The following is an 18,625-nucleotide window of genomic DNA, read 5'->3' on the forward strand; positions in this document are numbered from 1 at the left end:
ATTTTTAAATATTGAGATGATTAACTTTGCCACTATTTCTACTTAACAAAGGTTGTTCTCCGCTGGGTAATTTGCTGGCTCGTTTGTGTGTAATGGTAGCTTCTGTACTGATAGTTGCAGGGTGTCATTCGCAGCCTAAATTTGATGATAAAGGTTGGCAGCTTATATGGAATGATGAGTTTGATGGCACTTCAATTGATTTAAGTAAATGGGGCCATGAAGTTAATTGCTACGGCGGCGGTAACTCTGAAGCGCAGTGCTATACCGCGAATGCCAGAAATAGCTATGTCGCAGATGGTTCATTGCATATTGTTGCGATAAAAGAGCAATACAGCGGACCGGCTGATAAAGATGACCATCCAGATTATTCCGCTGATGATAAATCAGTGACCAAAGATTACACCTCTGCCAGATTGCGAACGCTCGGTAAGGGAGATTGGCGCTACGGTCGCTTTGAAGTTCGAGCCAAGTTTCCAAAAGGACAAGGAACTTGGGGAGCAGCTTGGATGTTGCCAACGGACTGGGTTTATGGCGAGTGGGCCAGCTCTGGTGAGATTGATATCGTCGAAGCAGTAAACCTTGGTACTGTTTCTGATGAATATCCCGCGAGTCACAAACAGGCCCAGGAAACGTTGCTTGAAACCCGAATTCACGGCACGCTGCATTACGGTAAAGAGTGGCCTGATAATGTTTATTCTGGCCAGTCTTACCGCTTAGATGGTAATGAAAACCCAGCTGATGGATTTCATGTTTATGCTATTGAATGGCAACAGGGTGAGATCCGTTGGTACATGGATGGTAAGCATTACGCCACGCAAACAGCGAAGGGGTGGTATAGCGAATCGGTTACTGGAGAGCTAGCTGAAAATGATGCGCCTTTTAATCAGCGCTTTCACTTTATTGTTAACTTGGCTGTAGGTGGTGATTGGGCGGGCAAGGTCAATGAGAAGGGGATAGACGCGTCTGTATTCCCACAAACTCTTGAAATTGACTATGTGCGTGTATATCGCTGTACTAAAGCCATTGAAACGGATGAAGGCTGCGCCAATGTTCAAGCGGATGCTGTGATGGTAGAGGGTAAGCTTGATGATCACGAATTTTAAATGCAAGTGAAGATGCTCTTTAGGGATGGATTGGATTGAATACGATTGCAACATAACGCTAATACTATTTTTGTGTCAGCGAGTGGCTTAGTATCTTTTAGACCTAAACTGCGTAATTGGTTATTAATTTTTGCTTAAAGTCAGTGGCATAATGGTCAGCTAGCCATATTTGTATAGAGAGAGAGTACTTTGAGCCAGATTAAGACACAGACATCTGCAAACACCGATAACGTTATTGGCTTTGAGCCTGATTGGTTAGCCGCAATCGTTGATATAGCCGTTGATGCAGGTGATGCGATTATGACGGTTTATGCGACAGATGATTATGAGGTTGATGTTAAAACTGACGATAGCCCGGTTACAGCTGCAGATCTTGCAAGTCATAACGTGATTGTGGCGGCGCTAGATAAGTTAACGCCCAATATTCCAGTGATGTCTGAAGAGTCGACGACATTAGCGTGGGAAGAGAGAAAGCTTTGGCAATCGTACTGGTTAATCGATCCACTCGATGGCACTAAAGAGTTTATTAAGCGAAATGGCGAGTTTACCGTCAACATTGCTTTTATTCATCAAGGTCGTGCAGTTGCTGGCGTGGTTTACGCTCCGGTTTTGGATAAATGCTATTTCGGCAGCCATACAGCAGGCGCTTGGTTGAAGCATGCCGGTGTAGAGCAAGCTTTAGTTAAAAAATCATTTGAAAATAAAGCAGTACCTAGGGTTGTCGGAAGTCGTTCTCATATCAGCCCAGGTTTACAGAGCTACCTAGAGGTGCTGGGTGAACATGAAATGAAGAGTGTAGGCAGTTCACTTAAATTTTGTCTGTTGGCTGAAGGTGAAGCTGATATATACCCAAGACTAGGTCTCACCAGTGAATGGGATACAGCTGCAGCGCAGGCTGTGTTAGAAAGTGCAGGTGGCAAAGTGCTGCAATATGGCAGTGAAGCTGCTCTTGATTACAATCAAAAGTCAGATATTTTGAATCCATATTTCATTGCTTACGCCCCTCATTGGCAGTGAGCAAGAAGGTTTAATTGGTATCTTGTATGAGCTTGGTGCCTCAATAATATAACTAGAAAAATGATCAATATGATTATGGGAGAGGCTTAAATGTTACGGATTGGCATCGATCTTGGTGGAACAAAAATAGAGTTAGTTGCATTAAGTAGCGAAGGTGAAGAGCTTTTTCGTAAACGTGTACCGACTCCTCGGGAATATGTGGCGACATTAGATGCAATAGAATCGTTAGTCAATGAAGCAGAGTCTTTGCTTAATGACAAAGGCACTGTTGGCGTTGGGATCCCTGGCGTTGTCTCTCCGTACTCTGGTCTAGTTAAGAATGCCAATTCAACTTGGATTAATGGCCATCCTCTGGATATTGATTTGGGTAAACGACTTAATCGAGAAGTTAGAGTCGCCAATGACGCTAACTGTTTTGCCGTTTCAGAAGCGGTCGACGGTGCAGCTGCGGGCAAAGGGGTGGTGTTTGGTGTGATTATCGGAACTGGCTGCGGCGCTGGCCTTGCGATAAACGGCAAAGTACATGGCGGCGGAAACGGTATTGGTGGAGAGTGGGGACATAACCCTCTGCCTTGGATGACGGCTGATGAGTTCAATTCAACTGAATGTTTTTGTGGCAATCAAGACTGTATTGAGACCTTTATCTCTGGTACTGGCTTTGTACGCGACTACAAGCAAGCTGGTGGTGATGCACCAAGTGGTATTGAGATCGCTCAGCGAATGGAGCGGGGTGAGCTGCTTGCTACAGAGGCGTTTGAGCGATATATCGACAGACTCGCTCGTTCACTTGCTCACGTGATTAATATTCTTGATCCTGATGTCATTGTCTTGGGTGGTGGAGTGTCAAATATTGAAGCTATCTATCCGCTGCTGCCAAGTATCTTGCCAAAGTATGTGCTCGGCGGAGAATGTCGCACACCTGTGGTACAAAATATTTATGGTGGCTCCTCGGGAGTGCGCGGCGCCGCTTGGTTGTGGAGTAAAAACGAAGCTTAACCACAGCAATAGATAGCGGCAAGTGAATTATTATCGAGCCATATGATGACTTTCATTGTATGGCTTTTTTGTCTGTTTACCTAAGCGGCCTTTCTGCCATATTAGTAACTGAAATCCATGCTAAACTTGCAGCTCTAGCATCCTTTTCTGAGTTTTATTACATGTTTTGGCTAAAGAAGATCGTTTCTCAACTATTTATGCCTGTTCCTCTGTCGATCATCCTGATCGCAGTGGCCTATCTTGTTATTCGTAATCGAAAGTTGGCTAAAAGCATTTTGTTGCTCGCTGGAGGTATGATCCTTGTACTGAGCAGCAGTATGGGCAGTAATGCATTGTTAGCCCCTTTAGAGAACCAGTACTCTGTTAACAATGAGCCGATAGGAAGCGGTTGTTTAGTCATGGTGTTAGGCAGTGGTCATGATGAAGTTGAAAACCAACCTGCTGTGCAGCAGCTATCAAATACAGGTTTAGCGAGATTGAGTGAAGGAATAAGACAATTGTCATTAGGCCAAGACTGTCAGTTAGTCGTTAGTGGATGGAGCGGCGGATTAAATACTCGCGCTCATGCTGATGTGATGTTTGATGCAGCCGTAGAGCTAGGGGTTAACCCAAACGTTATTATTAAATTTCCACTTGCAAAAGATACCATTGAAGAAGCGCAGTTTATGCAATGGGAGGTTGCAGATGCCCCCTTTAGATTAGTGACATCAGCGAGCCATATGCCGCGTTCGATGGCAATTTTTGAAAATTCAGGTTTAAATGTCACTGCCGCTCCGACAGATTTTGCCCAAAGAAAAACCTATTGGTGGTATTTTGATGCGCAAAGCTTATTATCGTCACAACGTGCAATCCATGAATATTTAGGCCTACTCTGGTTTAAATTTAAGCATGAAAATTAGTCAACTCTGACGTTGGTAGCAGCGAGTTGTTTCGTCACCGAAACAAGCAATTGGCTTATACAGCTGATTAATCACCTTTAAATCAACTAAGGTCTGTTGAACTTTCGAGCTTAGTTTTTGTTCGATTCTTTACCGTAAGGAATAATGCTTCTAGCGTAAGGCTTGAGCGATGAGACTTAGCCAGCTAAGTGAAGAGTTCATAACGCATTCTAGTCATAAAAGAATAGAAGCAATGAAACGAATCCAAAGGACAGCATTTCTTGGCCATTTTTTCTGCGTTAAAGGCTCTTTGTGGAGAATGACTACACTACATAGCCTCTGCCTTGCTAAAATGGCCAATAAATTGCTGCAAAAACAACCATGAAAGATCAACAGACCCTAATAGTAGAGTGCATTTTGGAACAGTCGAATTTACAAACATTGCTCATCAAGTCCCCCAACAAACGTAATGGATTGACGCTAACTTTCATCGGTATCATTGGTGTTGTTGTTGGAATTGGACTTTTCCTTGCCGGCAGCCATCTATTTGCGCCAGGTATCATCTGTTTTGCATTCGGTGCTATTGCCGCAGTACTCGGCGTTTCTAAGTTGGTAGAGCCCGAGGTTACAATGAGTATTGATCCTCAGGGAATACGCTATTTTCATCGCCGCGGTGAGGTTCAGGTCGATTGGGGGAATATTCAGCGCCTTGATCAACCTCGAGTCACTCAAGGGCTTGAAACCATCACTTTGCCCTATATTGGTATTAAGTTAAAAACAGTGGGACCAGTATTAGATTGTATTTCACTGCGATTAGCTTCTGGCTTACTGACTGAGCAAAGGCCGTTGCTGATGACGGTATCAGCCCAAGATGAGGACCTATCAACATTAGAAAATCAAATGAGTGCAGAGTTCACCCCATTTATTGAAGATGACAGCCGCTATAAAGGCGTGCTTGCGATGTTTGGCCATCGATGCCGCATACTGGGTAACCACTTAGGCTACCACTTGTATATTGCCACTGATGCATTAGATAGGCCTGCTGAAGAGTTTGTTTCATTACTGAGGCGTTATCAGCGTCAAGCAATAATGGAGAACGATGAATAAGATTTGAAGAGCTAAGTTTATCAAGTGATAAACTTAGCTTAGGTCATTACTCGTCTAAACAAAGCGTTAGCCGTTAGCCGTTAGCTGCGCATCTTCAATTTGTTCTGTGTTAGTGGTGTCGAGTTTTTCTTTCGAAGATGCCGGTAGAAAGGCGATGTCGTCACGGACACGCATTCCAATAAATTGACCACCTTCAAAAATTTCCATTGATTGACAGGTGACTTCGCCGTCAACAATACCGGTACTGGTTATATTGAGTTTATTGCAATGCAATTTTCCGCGGAACGTGCCTGAGACTCTTAGTTCTTGGCAATTCAACACGCCGTCAATAAGACCATCCTGTTCAATAGTCATGTTGTTTGTTGATTGGATGTCACCATAAAGCTCACCGGAGACTAATGCCTCAGCAGTGAATTCGCTCTCACCTGTTAGCTTGGTTCCTTGGGCAATAAAAGTGAGCCCACCGCTTTTCTTTCTTTTAAACATAAATGCGTCGCTATTAGTCAAGGTAGCTTGATGTTACCTTGAAAAAAAGCAATTAAAAACCACTTATATTTGGCGCTTGATGTCATTATTTTGGCAATGAATCGATTGAGAAGAGTCAGGCTTAAGGCTTAAATAAAGTAGCTTATTGATAGTAAAAAATTTTAATACGAAAAATACGATGGTTAATCACAGCTTTATCAGTATTGCGTCGGACGGGCAGGGAGCAACACAAGCACCACAACCTGTGCATGCTTCCGTATCAATGACTGGCTGAGGCGCTTTACCAACCGCCATGGTAAAGCTAATAGCTCTTTCATCACAAGCATCCTTGCAGCTTTGGCACCATATGCCTTGATACGCCATACAAGTATTTTGAATTGAGGCTGCAATAGCCCATGGAGCCTCATCGGTTTGAATAAATAAAGGCTCGGGGCATGCCTCTACACACTTTTTACAAAAGGTGCATTCATCAATGCTAAAGTCGACCTCAGGAAAGCCACCGTCGCCTTTAATAATTATGTTAGTTTCACATGCCGAAATGCACTTGTCACAACGAGTGCATTCATCGGTAAACGCAATATCCCCCTTTACCCAAGGCAGATGAACAGCATCACTTTTTTTACGGCTAAATAGACGACGTCGACTTTGATTGATGCTGCTCATGACTTTTACTCTTGGTTAAACGATATTTAACTAATGCTAAAAATGACTTTTGACTTCTAGCTGCTGTAGCCATTTGGATTACTGGACTGCCAGTGCCAACTGCTTTGCGCCATATCATCAATAGTGTGAGTCGCTTGCCAGTTAAGCTCAGTTTGTGCCTTATCTGGGTTTGCATAACACGCTGCAATATCACCAGCTCGTCTTGCAACGAGTTGATACTTAATCTCAGTACCGCTGGCTTTCTCAAACGCTGCCACCATTTCTAGCACGCTGTAACCTTGGCCAGTACCTAGATTATAAGTCACCAACCCTGGTTTCGTGCGCAGTTTGTCCAGTGCTCGAAGGTGCCCAATAGCTAGGTCAACGACGTGGATGTAATCACGCACACCTGTTCCATCGACAGTATCGTAATCATTGCCAAATACACTTAACTGCTCACGTTTACCCACAGCGACTTGGGTAATAAAGGGCATTAAGTTGTTAGGAATATCGTTAGGATCTTCACCAATCAAACCGCTATCGTGAGCGCCTACTGGGTTGAAGTATCTTAGGCGGGCAATGTTCCAGCTCGGATCTGAATGGTGCAGATCGGCAAGTACATGTTCAACCATCAATTTTGACTGGCCGTAGGGGTTGGTTGCACCCGTTGGAAAATCTTCAGTAATCGGCAGAGATGCCGGATCACCGTAAACGGTTGCCGAAGAGCTAAAAACGATGTTCTTCACATTAAACTCAGCCATTACCTGACACAGCACGATGGTGCCTGTGACATTATTTTCATAATAGCGCAGCGGTTGCTCAACAGATTCACCAACCGCTTTAAGCCCTGCGAAATGGATAACTGATTCAATATCATGATCTGTGAATAGCTTTTGCAAAAAAGGTTTATTGAGAATATCACCTTGATAGAAAGTGACTGACTTTCCTGTGATCTGTTCAACGCGCTCAAGCGCTGTCACGCTAGAATTACTGAGGTTGTCTAGAATAACTACATCGCTACCGTTATTGAGCAGTTCGACTACAGTGTGAGTGCCGATATAACCTGCACCGCCAGTTACCAAAATTGTCATCTTTCAATCCTTCCTTGCAATCTAATATTCTTTATCTGTTTAAGTACTATTTGTTTAAGTACTATCGATTTAAGTGCTAAAGGCTTTTAGCGATAGACTTAATATATTCAGCAAACTCTGGGCCTATATCCTTGTGGCGCAAAGCGTGCTCTACATTGGCTTGCATATAGCCGAGTTTATTACCGCAATCATGACTCTTGCCTTGCATGTAATATGCGTTAACGGTTTGATTTTCCATCAGCATCGCTATCGCATCAGTTAACTGGATCTCATCGCCCGCGCCGGCTGGTGTTTTAGCAAGGTAAGACCAAATATCAGCGGGCAGCACGTATCGGCCAACAACACCTAAGTTTGATGGCGCATCTTCAATTGTTGGTTTTTCAACTAGTTGGCTTAATGGCAATGATCCCCCTGGCTGTAACTCTTCGCCATTGATGTCTGCAATGCCGTATTGATCAACCTGATCGTGAGGTACACCCTCTACCATGATTTGGCCTACTTCGGTTTCATCAAATAGCTTTACCATCTGTGCTAAATTATCTTTCGCTAAGTTGCTGCTGGCATCATCGACAATCACATCAGGTAACAGCACTGCAAATGGCGCGTCACCAACAATAGTCTTGGCACATAAAATCGCATGACCTAGGCCTTTAGCCTGGGCTTGACGGACACTAATGATGGTAACGTCAGCAGGGCAGATGCCTTGTACTTCTGCAAGGAGTTGACGTTTTACTCTGCGCTCTAAATGGGCTTCTAACTCAAAGCTGGTGTCGAAGTGGTTCTCGACTGAGTTTTTACTGGCGTGAGTGACTAACACTATCTCTTTAATGCCAGCTGCAATCGCTTCTTTGACAACATATTGGATAAGGGGAACATCCATCACTGGCAGCATCTCTTTAGGCATCGCTTTTGTCGCTGGTAGCATCCGTGTACCTAGACCTGCGACAGGGATAACAGCCTTTTTTATCTTACGTCGTTTTATCGAAGTCATACTGTTCCTATCAATGGATTAGCGCTGTAGCACTATTCTATACTGAATTTTTATCACGTGTGCTTTGAATTTGGCAAAGCGGCTTGATAATTACTAATTTTGTCGCTTATCCGCTCGGTTTTTATTCGCAATTGTCTCTGCCAACTCTGTCGGTATGCTGCGGTCTGGATGAAAACGTACCGTGTTGTTTAGATAGGATGATGAGTGTCATAGCTTTTCTAGGCTATTACGGGCTCAATTCATCAGCGTGATTAGTTTGTGTAAATTATGGCTTACAACAAATCTACTGTTAATAAAAGCTTTTTTAGCGCTAAGGCATGCGCGTGTAAACTATGGATTACATAAGGCTATGCTGAAGCATCAAAGTTTAAACTGTGATCTGGTTAACAAAATATCAACTTTGGTTAACTATGTAGGCAGGAATCGTTACCAGTGTTTTTACTAATATGAGCAAAGCGACTAACTATACGGCTCGTTTGCCTGATGCGAACGGCTTTATACAGTACCCACAAAATGAACATGATATTTGGCAGGAGCTCTATTCGAGGCAGCTTGTCAACTTGCCTGGCCGAGCGTGCCAAGCTTATATGGATGGATTAGACCGCCTAGCGCTGCCAAGCGACAGGATCCCGCAGCTAAATGAGATTGATGCAGTGCTTCAACAGACGACCGGCTGGAAAACAGCGGCTGTGCCAGCGCTGATATCATTTGGCAAGTTTTTTGAATTATTAGCAAATAAGTCATTCCCGGTCGCGACATTTATCCGTAGTCGTGAAGAGCTCGATTACTTGCAAGAGCCAGATATATTCCACGAAGTTTTTGGTCACTGCCCACTGCTGACTAACCCATCGTTTGCGCACTTTTCTCATCTGTATGGCAAATTGGGACTCGCTGCCAGTAAACAGGATCGTGTGTTTTTAGCACGATTATATTGGTTTACCGTCGAGTTTGGTGTGATTCGTGGTAATAATGATTTGAGTATCTATGGTGGTGGCATTTTAAGCTCGCCTGGAGAAACTGATTTTGTGATGGGCGATGAGCCTGAAATCAGAGCTTTTGACTTGGTGGATGTGATGCGTACACCTTATCGTATCGATATTATGCAGCCCATCTACTATGCAATCAGTGATATCTGTGAACTCGATAAAATTGCTGAGATGGATATTATGGGCGCGGTTAACAAGGCTAAACAACTTGGTTTATTCGAAGCGACTTACCCAGCCAAAGCGGGTTAATAACAAAGAGTAAAACGGCTGGATGGACCTGATAGAAATTAAGATTAAAGCCTACTACTAGGTTGAAGATCAAAATAACAGAATGAAAGGAAATAGAATGACTGAATTAGCACAAATGAAATGTGAAGCCTGTCAAGCTGACGCGCCTAAAGTAAGCGATGCGGAATTGGGCGAACTTGTACGTATGATCCCTGATTGGACGGTAGAAGTGCGCGACGGCATTATGCAGCTAGAACGCGTGTACAAATTCAAGAACTTTAAATTGGCTATGGCATTTACTAATAAGCTTGCGGACCTGGCTGAAGCAGATTTCCATCACCCTGGCATTTTAACTGAATGGGGCAAAGTGACTGTGACTTGGTGGTCTCATTCAATAAAGGGCTTGCATAAGAATGATTTCATCATGGCTGCTAAAACAGATACCTTGCTAGACTAATTGATTCGCGTGCTGGGTTACTAGGGGCTGTTGATCTTTCGAGCTTAGTTTTTGTTCGAAATCAATGCTTCTAGTACAAGGCTTGAGCGATAAAGCTTAGCTGGCTAAGTGAAAAGCTCATAACACCGTAATAGAAGCATTGAATCGAACCCAAAGGGCCGCGTTTCTTGGCTATTTTTACTGTGTTGTAGACTATTTGTGGAGAATAACTAAACGGCATAGCCTCCGCCTTGTCAAAATAGCCAATAAGCTGCGGCAAGAACAACCGTGAAAGATTAACAGCCCCTAGCACGCATTTATTTTCGTTATGTTACAAATCTGCTGTAAACAAGTCTTGCCACAACTGCCATAACCTTCTAACGTATAGGCGAATTATGCTTATCGACTTCTCGGTCTATTGAATACATTTGATTTTTTTGTAAAAAATTCGGACGCTAACTCATAGAGTTATAGCCATTTGCTTAATTTCAGTTTTATTAACTATTTGATGATTTAAGGTCACTTTTCGACTTTGACGTGGTAGATATTTGCTATCAATCTCGTTTCAGGTTTGAAAACAAAGCCATCGAATAATTAATGCAATTGGTTTTATCCCAATAACGACTATCTACAAAAGGGAACTGCAATAGTATGCGCTTGGAAGTCAGCTGTTTGGACCGAGTCGGTCTAGCGAAAGATATATTATTGATAATGGAAGATTATGGGATCAACTTGTTCGCTATCGATGCGAGCAACCAAGGTTTTCTGTATCTGCAATTTGCTGAAGTCAGTTTCGATACTCTCAGTGAATTACTGCCGCTTATTCGTAAAGTTGAAGGGGTTCATGATGTACGCACAGTGTCATTTATGCCCTCTGAGCAGGAGCATTATGCACTCAAAACTCTGCTGAAGACTCTGCCTGATTCAGTATTCTCACTCGATATTAAAGGACGTATTCGTATCGTTAATGAATCTGCCCTGCATATTATAGGGATGGCAGAGCATGAGATTTTAGATGAATCCATTGGCCACTGGGTGCAAGGTTTCAACTTCAGCCGCTGGCTTAGTGAGACAACAGTGCTTGCTCAAGCAACACGCGTTAACATCGGCGAGAATGAGTATTTGGCTGAGATGCTACCTATTTATTTACCTGACGGTAGTCAGACCCCGATCCTCGCGGGTGCCGTGGTATCTCTGAAATCCCCTGCTCGGTTAGGTAAACAATTTAATGCGCTGCAAAATCAAACGACAGGTTTTGAGAATGTATTAGCCACCAGTGACAAGATGAAAGAGGTGTTAGTACAAGCGCGCAGAATGGCTCAACTTGACGCACCATTATTGATCACTGGGGAAACAGGTACCGGTAAAGAGTTGATGTCTCGCGCTTGCCATGACGCCAGTATGCGCCGAGACCAACCGTTTATTGCAATCAACTGCGCAGCGATGCCAGATAGCGCAGCCGAAGAGGAGCTATTTGGTTTCGTTAGTAACGGTAGCGTAGTTAAGCGAGGCTTCTTTGAAGAGGCGAAAGGTGGCACCGTCTTTTTAGATGAAATCGCAGAGATGTCCAGATCTGCTCAAGTAAAATTACTGCGCTTTTTACAAGATGGCACATTTAGGCGTGTTGGCGGTGATGAAGAGGTGCGTAGCGATGTACGTATTATCTGCTCAACACAGAAGAATCTTGCTGAACTTTGCCAAAGCGGTGAGTTTAGAGAAGATCTTTACTATCGAATTCATGTATTAAGCTTCCATGTGCCTTCTCTGCGTGAACGAAAAGTGGATGTGATCCCATTAACCGAAATGTTCTTAGAGCATTATAGTCAGCAGTTATCGATCCCAATTCGTCGGATCTCAGGAGAGTGCCGTGAGCATTTACTTGGTTACGCATGGCCTGGAAATGTGCGTCAGCTAAAAAATGCCATATTTAGAGCGGTATCTATGTGGGATGGCAGTGCAGAACTGACTGTTGAGCAGCTTAAGCTACCATCTTATGCTGAAGGTTTTGGCTATTTTGACCATCAGTTCGAAGGTAGCCTTGAGCAGGCAATGAAGCAGTTTGAGGCCAGTTTATTGCGACGCTTGTACCCAGCCTACCCAAGTACACGACAATTGGCTAAAAAGTTAGGTGTGTCTCATACTGCAATCGCAAATAAACTGCGTGAATACAAAATTAGTAAGCACAAAGCCTTGTAACTACTGATTGCCAGTGTTTGCTGGCTTTAACAGCAATAAAAGCCAAATAATCTCCATTACAGCCTATCTTAGATAGGCTGTAATCATATGTTTACAATATTGGCTAGGGTACGAGTAAATGTGATTTTGCTCACGCTATTCCCCTATTGCTCGACTTAATGTCATGCTATGCATTAAGCAGATTAAGGCGAGAGCATGATGAAAACACCTCAGAAGTTGAAGCAGAATTAGTCAGCTAGCCACATTTTATTAGGAGTAAGTATGAAGTTAGCAAGTTATGATAATGGACGCCGTGACGGCCAGTTAATGTTAGTGAGCCGTGATCTAACTAAAGCGGTTGCGGTACCTGCTATTGCTCATACTATGCAGCAATTACTGGATGCATGGGATCTACTTAACCCACAATTGGTAGAGCTATATGATGCATTAAACCAAGGTTTGATGGATAACGCTGTAGAGTTTGATGAAGCTAAATGCCTATCACCGCTACCTCGTGCATACCAATGGGCTGACGGTAGTGCTTATGTCAATCACGTTGAGTTGGTTCGTAAAGCGCGTGGTGCTGAAATGCCTGCAACGTTCTGGACTGACCCTTTAGTGTATCAAGGTGGTTCTGATTGCTTTATCGCGCCTAAAGCGGATATCCCTTTAGCAAGTGAAGAGTGGGGCATTGATTTCGAATCAGAAATCGCAGTGATCACTGATGATGTTCCAATGGGCGTCACCACTGAAAGTGCAGATAAACACATTAAACTCCTTATGTTAGTTAATGATGTGTCATTGAGAAACTTAATTCCGGGTGAACTGGCTAAAGGTTTCGGTTTTTTCCAAGCTAAACCATCAAGTAGTTTTTCTCCGGTCGCTGTGACGCCAGATGAACTAAACGATAAGTGGCAAGATAGCAAAGTACACCTCCCTTTGATCACCCATTTAAATAATGCGCTTTTTGGCCAGCCAAATGCAGGCGTGGACATGACGTTTAACTTCAGCCAACTGGTTTCTCATGTAGCTAAAACTCGTCCATTGGGCGCGGGTGCGATAATTGGTTCGGGCACTATCTCAAACTACGACCGCAGTGCAGGCTCAAGCTGCTTAGCAGAAACGCGTATGCTAGAAACTATTGCCGATGGCAAGCCAACGACACCATTTATGGGCTTTGGTGACCGCGTTCGTATCGAGATGCTGGATGAGAACAATCAGTCAATATTTGGCACCATTGATCAACAGGTTGTCGAATATAAAGCTTAAGTTGCAGTAGGGCTTTAAATTAAATAGAAAAGAGAGTTAATTCGTTGTGGATTAACTCTCTTTTGTTTAAGCATTGGGAGAGAGCAAATATGATGAAACTATATGGATACTGGCGCTCAAGCGCAGCTTATCGTGTACGAATAGCGCTTAATCATAAAGGATTAATCGCAGAGCAGATCTCGGTTCATTTAGTAAAAAATGGCGGAGAGCAGCATCAATCGTCATACACTGCACTAAATGCACAAGAGTTGGTTCCAACCTTAGTTATTAGCAATGATAATGGCCAAGAGCTCGCATTAACCCAGTCAGTAGCGATCATAGAGTATCTTGATGAGGTTTATAAAGGCTGTTCGTTACTGCCTGACAATGCATATGACAAAGCAATTGTACGAGCAATGTCACTAACTGTTGCATGCGAAGTTCACCCACTAAATAACCTTAAGGTGTTGCAATACTTGGCATCGGAACTAGATATAACGGATAGCGCTAAAACAGCGTGGTATCACAACTGGGTGAATCAAGGTTTTACGGCGTTAGAGCAACAATTAGCACAATATAGCGGTGATTTTTGTTTTGGTGATAGCATCACCTTAGCCGATTTATGCTTGGTGCCACAGGTATACAATGCTGAGCGCTTTAAAGTGGATATGACGCCATTTCCAAATATCGTGCGGATCAATGCCCATTGTTTAACGCAGCAAGTGTTTATAGATGCTATGCCTGAGAATCAGCATGACGCTGCGTAATTTGTATCTACACATTCGATTTTATTCCTTGTGATTGATAGAAGGACTTAGCGATTTTCCATTAAAAAATCGACAAACGCTCGATCGGCTTTGCTGATTGGGCGCTGTTTTTTCCAGGCTATATGCAAGTCTAGATAAACAGGCGGGTCAAAAGATTTCGCAAGGATATCGTCATCTTGCTCAATTACCATCTTTAACACACTGGTGATCCCGTACTCTTGGGCTACAACCTGTTTTATAAGATTAATCAGATTGGTTTCAAAAGCGATACTGGCGTTAAGACCTAATAACTTGGCTTGTTCAAGCATCCATTCCCGATGAAAATAACCTTGCTTAAATAGCACGAGATCATGTTGGAAAAACTGTTCCAGTGGCACAGAACCCTGAGCCGCTAAAGGGTGATGTTTACCGACTGCAACCACCATCTGCTCCTGTAATAGCAGGTGGCTGTCAAAGTTATCATCTAAATCATTGGCTGTGATAATGGCGATATCTACATCTTCACGGCGTAACATTTTAAGTGTATCGCGGGTGCCGCCTTCAAAGAGAGACAATTTAAGATCAGGATGTTGATGCCTAAACGCCATTAAGCGGCTAGGTAAGTAGAAGGAACCGAGCATTCCCGGCACCGCCACTCTGACTTCCCCTTTAGTTAAGTTAGCCATCGATTTTATATGAGCCTCGGCTTGTGCCATATTTTTGATGATGAGTTTTGCGTGTTGATGCAGCGCTCGTCCCTCTGCTGTAAGTGAGAGCGCCTTACTACGCTTATGCGCGCCTCTATCGACTAATGTAACCCCAAGGGAGTCTTCTAGCCTTTTAATGCTCTGGCTTAGTGCTGGTTGCGCTATATTCAATTGCTGTGCAGCTTTTGTAAAACCTCCAAAAGTGATTAGCGCATCTAAGTGTTTTAACTGTTTTATATCCATCGCGAACCCACTTTTAATTTTAACGGCAATCATTGTCCGTTGCTGAATCCAATACTAGCGGATCTGACGCAACACCTTCCATAACAAAAATCAATAAATGTGAGTGCTTTTAATTATTATCGTTATATATATTCAATTGCTATGCTATTTGCACTAAGGCGGTTTTATAACGAGTCATAATAATGAGCAGCACTGTAGAGCAGGTAAATAGCAACCGCGAGTTGAAGCTGATTGGTGGGTTATCAATTGCTTCAATTGTTATTTTTATCAACCTATACCTAGTGCAGGGTATGTTGCCCTTGATTGCCGCCACATTCTCAGTTTCTAAATCCCACGCAACGTTGCTGCTGTCAGTGACAAGTTTCACCATGGCGTTTTCGTTATTACTATTTGCAGTCATGTCAGACAGAGTCGGTCGTAAACGGCCCATTCTTATCAGTCTTTATCTATTGGTGGTAGTAGACATAGTTGCCATCTTTATTGCTGACTTTGGTCAGTTAGTCGCTTTAAGAATGGTTCAAGGGGCGCTACTAGCTTCAGTTCCAGCTATGGCGATGGCTTATTTCAAAGATGAACTCGGTGGCCATGTACTGCTAAAGGCGGGGGCTGTCTATATTGCGGCTAACAGTATTGGTGGTATTGCGGGAAGGTTACTCGGTGGGGTGATGTCAGAGTATCTGCAATGGCAGGAAGCAATGATGTTGTTAGCTTTCATATCATTAATGGGAACTATACTCGCGACTCGTTTATTGCCTGATAGCCAGTTTATCAAGACTAAGTTGATACTGAACAAAGAGGCATTACACGCAGATCTAAAGGGTTTTTACAGTCATTTAGCGAATCCTAAGTTGAGGTTGATATACTTGATTGGCGGCAGTGCATTTATGGTGATGGTCAATCAATTTAGCTATATTCAATTGCACTTAATGGATACGCCGTTTGTGCAGGGGCCTTTCGAGGTGACTTTAATTTTTCTCTGCTATTTAAGTGGTACCTATGCATCATATCGCAGTGCAAAATGGATAAAAAATAGCGGCGTTAAGCGTGTGTATACGGCGTCTGTATGCGCATTAATGCTAGGCACTATGTTTACACTGTTTGATACTGTAGCCACCATCTATATTGGATTTTTAATCTCTTCGTTTGGTTTTTTCCTTATCCACAGCAGCAGCAATGCTTGGGTCGCCTTTATTGCTAAGCAACATCGTGCCAAAGCAACGGCCCTTTATTTGTGTAGTTATTACCTTGGTGCCGCTATTGGCGGGCCATATTTACTGCCATTTTGGCAGCAGTGGGGTTGGCAAGGTGTGGTACTGGGATCGATGTTATGTCTGTCAGTACTTGCTGCACTGGTGAATAAATTACTTTCGCCAACCGAGGCGAAAAGCCCCTTGTCATTCATTGTTTGATGCTAGGGCTTTATTATTTACATTGATTGGTTGCGGCCATATCTGCGCTTTGTAATGACCGTGAAAGAATACCGCTGCGGCAAAAAAGGTCACTAAAGCGCCGCCGAGTAAACTCCATTTAACATCTATCATGCTTAATACGCTACCAAGACCTGCTGCAAAAAGATTGCCCAAACAGAAAACAGTGACCAGCATGCCCATTAGCTGACCTTGCGCATTATTTTGATATGAATTGGACAAGTATACGGGTAAAAATCCGTTGTAAATGGCGATACCAGCGCCCATTAGTGCAAAAGAGATTAAGTAAAATTGATTGTCAATAAAAGGCAATGCGACAAGGGATGAGCCAAATACAATCACTCCAACTAAGCCTGCGCTTGCATGTGACATAGTTCGCTGGATTATTGGGTTTATCCATATACTGGTAAAGATCATACAAGCGGTTAAAAATACAGTTGCCCAACTGATATCTACTGGTGTGTAGTTAAACTGTCTCACTAAATGTAAAGGATAATATTCGTAATAGAGGTTAACCCCTGTCGTTAGTAGTAAGTACAACATAAAGAATCGCCTTAGATCCACTTGCCGCAACAGAACTAGACTCGATGAATGGCTAGGGGCTTTTATCGTTTTGTTTAAACTCGCTGGCATCATAAAGTGACTGAGCCCTGCACATATAAAACAAGCCAATGCCGCCACAATAAACACAGTTTCAATGCCTGAGTAAATTAAATACCCACCTAAAAGCGGGCCGAGAAGGTAACCACCATAGCCCATAGCACTGATGAGCGAGAAGCTGCGGGCTTTGTCGATAATAGGGTGAAGATCTGCCGCTATTGCGCGGGCAATCGAAATGTTTCCTTCACACACACCTGTGAGAAGCCTTGCTATACAAAATAGTGCAAAGTTACCAGATAATGCAGCGAATGCCGTCGCGCTATAACCGAGACCACTTCCAACTAGAGTGAGAGTTAAGAGTCTGCGTCTACCATAACTGTCTGACAACGAACCAATAAATGAGCTGCCTATAATAATACCTAACGGGTAAACCCCCAAAACGATACCAAGTAATAGCTCTTTAGGCAGCCCCATGAACTGGCTCAATGCACTGTCACCTTGCTCAAAAAGCGGCGCTAAAATCGGGTAGGGTAGAGCAATACCTGCAACACTGATTAGGGTCACAATCAGAGTGATCATCAGTACTCTTTTAGCTTCGGTCTGTGGCACGGCGATAGGCATCTATTTCATCTGCTGCTGGTGAAGAGAGCAATGAATATCGCATGTTTAGTTAATTATGTAAATTAAAATGTTTACTTAATTACTAAGGGTGAGCTAGGTGAGTGAATCGATTTTGATGGAAGCAAATCATTTGAACTTACTGCTTATGACTATTTGGCTTGTTACGATGAAGGGGGTACGCATACCTTTAAATAACAATAGCTTATTTTGCGTGAGTATCTGGAATATAGGAGTGAGATTGGTAGGGCTTTAATTAAAGTTTATTGTCGATGTACAGCTTTAAGTCCCTCACTTCGAAAAAGGAGAAAGACAACTCTTGGCTTAATTGTTCGCGGTACAATGACTATTTATTAGGGTTTATTTGTTGCATCACCATATCGCTAGGAAGTAATTCTAAATGACCATGCTCATCGAAGTACCATCCGGTAATAAAGCCTTTTTGGCGCATTCTGACAAGATTATTCATCACCTCTTTCGCCTCTACGAGCGCAGTTTGTTGATCATATTGGTAGGTAAGTTTTAAGTAGGCAGCAATACTCGTAAGAGAAGCCGATTGACTAACGTCAGCCATGGGATTCATCCAAAAATAGAAGATACTAAAGGATAGTAGAATCTGCTTAATACTGATGGATTAAAATGAACTAGATTGGTGATATTTTTTTACGAAGAGGTATAAAAGAATGGTGGTCGATACTGGGCTCGAACCAGTGACCCCCTCCTTGTAAGGGAGGTGCTCTCCCAGCTGAGCTAATCGACCTGGGATTTCATAATGTTTTAATTCTTTACGAAAAGAATGGTGGTCGATACTGGGCTCGAACCAGTGACCCCCTCCTTGTAAGGGAGGTGCTCTCCCAGCTGAGCTAATCGACCTGGGATTTCATAATGTTTTAATTCTTT

General features: G+C 43.2%; 19 protein-coding genes and 2 tRNA genes. 11 read left to right on the plus strand and 10 right to left on the minus strand.

The genetic code is table 11. The features are described from left to right. Positions 1-26: 26 nt before the first annotated feature. The 5 genes from L2730_RS18745 to L2730_RS18765 all read left to right on the plus strand — a co-directional run bounded on the left by L2730_RS18745 (position 27) and on the right by L2730_RS18765 (position 5,101). The gene (locus L2730_RS18745) at positions 27-1,103 is read left to right on the plus strand and encodes a glycoside hydrolase family 16 protein (protein WP_248975985.1); all 1,077 of its coding nucleotides are present in this window, start codon (positions 27-29) and stop codon (positions 1,101-1,103) included. A gap of 198 nt (positions 1,104-1,301) precedes the next feature. Further along, positions 1,302-2,120, plus strand: a complete 819-nt coding sequence (gene cysQ, locus L2730_RS18750; RefSeq protein ID WP_428848474.1) for a 3'(2'),5'-bisphosphate nucleotidase CysQ — start codon at positions 1,302-1,304, stop codon at positions 2,118-2,120. A gap of 90 nt (positions 2,121-2,210) precedes the next feature. Beyond that, the gene (mak, locus tag L2730_RS18755; RefSeq protein ID WP_248975986.1) at positions 2,211-3,116 is read left to right on the plus strand and encodes a fructokinase; all 906 of its coding nucleotides are present in this window, start codon (positions 2,211-2,213) and stop codon (positions 3,114-3,116) included. Positions 3,117-3,277: 161 nt separating this feature from the next. Then, entirely contained in the window at positions 3,278-4,015 is a 738-nt protein-coding gene (locus L2730_RS18760) for a YdcF family protein (RefSeq protein ID WP_248976002.1), read from the plus strand. 396 nt (positions 4,016-4,411) lie between these two features. Further along, positions 4,412-5,101, plus strand: coding sequence for a DUF2982 domain-containing protein (locus L2730_RS18765; RefSeq protein WP_428848473.1), 690 nt, complete (start codon positions 4,412-4,414; stop codon positions 5,099-5,101). A 66-nt stretch (positions 5,102-5,167) separates the two neighbouring features. Here L2730_RS18765 and L2730_RS18770 read toward each other — a convergent pair whose 3' ends face one another. From L2730_RS18770 to galU, 4 genes are all read right to left on the minus strand, one after another. Then, the gene (locus L2730_RS18770) at positions 5,168-5,587 is read right to left on the minus strand and encodes a bactofilin family protein (RefSeq protein ID WP_248975988.1); all 420 of its coding nucleotides are present in this window, start codon (positions 5,585-5,587) and stop codon (positions 5,168-5,170) included. A 186-nt stretch (positions 5,588-5,773) separates the two neighbouring features. After that, entirely contained in the window at positions 5,774-6,250 is a 477-nt protein-coding gene (gene napF, locus L2730_RS18775; RefSeq protein WP_248975989.1) for a ferredoxin-type protein NapF, read from the minus strand. A 56-nt stretch (positions 6,251-6,306) separates the two neighbouring features. Beyond that, positions 6,307-7,320 (minus strand): UDP-glucose 4-epimerase GalE, encoded by a 1,014-nt coding sequence (gene galE, locus L2730_RS18780; RefSeq protein ID WP_248975990.1) that lies wholly within the window; start codon positions 7,318-7,320, stop codon positions 6,307-6,309. A gap of 76 nt (positions 7,321-7,396) precedes the next feature. Continuing rightward, positions 7,397-8,311 (minus strand): UTP--glucose-1-phosphate uridylyltransferase GalU, encoded by a 915-nt coding sequence (galU, locus tag L2730_RS18785; protein WP_248975991.1) that lies wholly within the window; start codon positions 8,309-8,311, stop codon positions 7,397-7,399. Between the two features lie 446 nt (positions 8,312-8,757). On the opposite strand from galU, the gene phhA reads away from it, so the two are divergent. Then, positions 8,758-9,546, plus strand: a complete 789-nt coding sequence (phhA, locus tag L2730_RS18790) for a phenylalanine 4-monooxygenase (RefSeq protein ID WP_248975992.1) — start codon at positions 8,758-8,760, stop codon at positions 9,544-9,546. 97 nt (positions 9,547-9,643) lie between these two features. Further along, positions 9,644-9,982: a 4a-hydroxytetrahydrobiopterin dehydratase gene (locus L2730_RS18795; RefSeq protein WP_020911805.1), complete on the plus strand. Its 339-nt coding sequence runs from the start codon at positions 9,644-9,646 to the stop codon at positions 9,980-9,982. Positions 9,983-10,052: 70 nt separating this feature from the next. On the opposite strand, the gene L2730_RS18800 is transcribed toward L2730_RS18795, so the two are convergent. After that, positions 10,053-10,202, minus strand: a complete 150-nt coding sequence (locus L2730_RS18800; RefSeq protein WP_187148514.1) for a hypothetical protein — start codon at positions 10,200-10,202, stop codon at positions 10,053-10,055. 410 nt (positions 10,203-10,612) lie between these two features. Between L2730_RS18800 and tyrR the strand changes: the two genes are divergently transcribed. From tyrR to maiA, 3 genes are all read left to right on the plus strand, one after another. Then, entirely contained in the window at positions 10,613-12,157 is a 1,545-nt protein-coding gene (tyrR, locus tag L2730_RS18805; protein WP_020911806.1) for a transcriptional regulator TyrR, read from the plus strand. Between the two features lie 261 nt (positions 12,158-12,418). Then, positions 12,419-13,405: a fumarylacetoacetate hydrolase family protein gene (locus tag L2730_RS18810; protein ID WP_248975993.1), complete on the plus strand. Its 987-nt coding sequence runs from the start codon at positions 12,419-12,421 to the stop codon at positions 13,403-13,405. 92 nt (positions 13,406-13,497) lie between these two features. Beyond that, positions 13,498-14,151 carry a maleylacetoacetate isomerase gene (maiA, locus tag L2730_RS18815; protein WP_248976003.1) on the plus strand — a complete coding sequence of 218 codons (654 nt, stop codon included), beginning with the start codon at positions 13,498-13,500 and terminating at the stop codon, positions 14,149-14,151. 47 nt (positions 14,152-14,198) lie between these two features. Here the strand turns inward: maiA and L2730_RS18820 are convergent, their stop codons facing one another. Next, a complete protein-coding gene (locus tag L2730_RS18820; protein WP_248975994.1) occupies positions 14,199-15,080 on the minus strand; it encodes a LysR family transcriptional regulator in 882 nt (293 codons plus the stop codon). 182 nt (positions 15,081-15,262) lie between these two features. Between L2730_RS18820 and L2730_RS18825 the strand changes: the two genes are divergently transcribed. Then, positions 15,263-16,489: an MFS transporter gene (locus L2730_RS18825; protein ID WP_248975995.1), complete on the plus strand. Its 1,227-nt coding sequence runs from the start codon at positions 15,263-15,265 to the stop codon at positions 16,487-16,489. Here L2730_RS18825 and L2730_RS18830 read toward each other — a convergent pair. The 4 genes from L2730_RS18830 to L2730_RS18845 all read right to left on the minus strand — a co-directional run bounded on the left by L2730_RS18830 (position 16,475) and on the right by L2730_RS18845 (position 18,598). Further along, the gene (locus L2730_RS18830) at positions 16,475-17,686 is read right to left on the minus strand and encodes an MFS transporter (protein ID WP_248975996.1); all 1,212 of its coding nucleotides are present in this window, start codon (positions 17,684-17,686) and stop codon (positions 16,475-16,477) included. The genes L2730_RS18825 and L2730_RS18830 overlap by 15 nt on opposite strands. Positions 17,687-18,071: 385 nt before the next feature. Continuing rightward, entirely contained in the window at positions 18,072-18,299 is a 228-nt protein-coding gene (locus tag L2730_RS18835; protein ID WP_248975997.1) for a hypothetical protein, read from the minus strand. 110 nt (positions 18,300-18,409) lie between these two features. Next, positions 18,410-18,485, minus strand: a tRNA-Val gene (locus tag L2730_RS18840). A gap of 37 nt (positions 18,486-18,522) precedes the next feature. Beyond that, positions 18,523-18,598, minus strand: a tRNA-Val gene (locus L2730_RS18845). Between the last annotated feature and the right edge of the window lie 27 nt (positions 18,599-18,625).

The organism is Shewanella kaireitica (genome assembly GCF_023284045.1).
GTDB lineage: Bacteria > Pseudomonadota > Gammaproteobacteria > Enterobacterales > Shewanellaceae > Shewanella > Shewanella kaireitica.

Excerpts from the sequence above, each read along its gene's own strand:
- mak (WP_248975986.1), top strand. The coding sequence starts at position 2,211 with ATGTTACGGATTGGCATCGATCTTGGTGGAACAAAAATAGAGTTAGTT.
- L2730_RS18760 (WP_248976002.1), top strand. The coding sequence starts at position 3,278 with ATGTTTTGGCTAAAGAAGATCGTTTCTCAACTATTTATGCCTGTTCCT.
- L2730_RS18770 (WP_248975988.1), bottom strand. The coding sequence starts at position 5,587 with ATGTTTAAAAGAAAGAAAAGCGGTGGGCTCACTTTTATTGCCCAAGGA.
- napF (WP_248975989.1), bottom strand. The coding sequence starts at position 6,250 with ATGAGCAGCATCAATCAAAGTCGACGTCGTCTATTTAGCCGTAAAAAA.
- galE (WP_248975990.1), bottom strand. The coding sequence starts at position 7,320 with ATGACAATTTTGGTAACTGGCGGTGCAGGTTATATCGGCACTCACACT.
- galU (WP_248975991.1), bottom strand. The coding sequence starts at position 8,311 with ATGACTTCGATAAAACGACGTAAGATAAAAAAGGCTGTTATCCCTGTC.
- phhA (WP_248975992.1), top strand. The coding sequence starts at position 8,758 with ATGAGCAAAGCGACTAACTATACGGCTCGTTTGCCTGATGCGAACGGC.
- L2730_RS18795 (WP_020911805.1), top strand. The coding sequence starts at position 9,644 with ATGACTGAATTAGCACAAATGAAATGTGAAGCCTGTCAAGCTGACGCG.
- L2730_RS18800 (WP_187148514.1), bottom strand. The coding sequence starts at position 10,202 with ATGCCGTTTAGTTATTCTCCACAAATAGTCTACAACACAGTAAAAATA.
- tyrR (WP_020911806.1), top strand. The coding sequence starts at position 10,613 with ATGCGCTTGGAAGTCAGCTGTTTGGACCGAGTCGGTCTAGCGAAAGAT.
- L2730_RS18810 (WP_248975993.1), top strand. The coding sequence starts at position 12,419 with ATGAAGTTAGCAAGTTATGATAATGGACGCCGTGACGGCCAGTTAATG.
- maiA (WP_248976003.1), top strand. The coding sequence starts at position 13,498 with ATGAAACTATATGGATACTGGCGCTCAAGCGCAGCTTATCGTGTACGA.
- L2730_RS18820 (WP_248975994.1), bottom strand. The coding sequence starts at position 15,080 with ATGGATATAAAACAGTTAAAACACTTAGATGCGCTAATCACTTTTGGA.
- L2730_RS18825 (WP_248975995.1), top strand. The coding sequence starts at position 15,263 with ATGAGCAGCACTGTAGAGCAGGTAAATAGCAACCGCGAGTTGAAGCTG.
- L2730_RS18830 (WP_248975996.1), bottom strand. The coding sequence starts at position 17,686 with ATGATCACTCTGATTGTGACCCTAATCAGTGTTGCAGGTATTGCTCTA.
- L2730_RS18835 (WP_248975997.1), bottom strand. The coding sequence starts at position 18,299 with ATGGCTGACGTTAGTCAATCGGCTTCTCTTACGAGTATTGCTGCCTAC.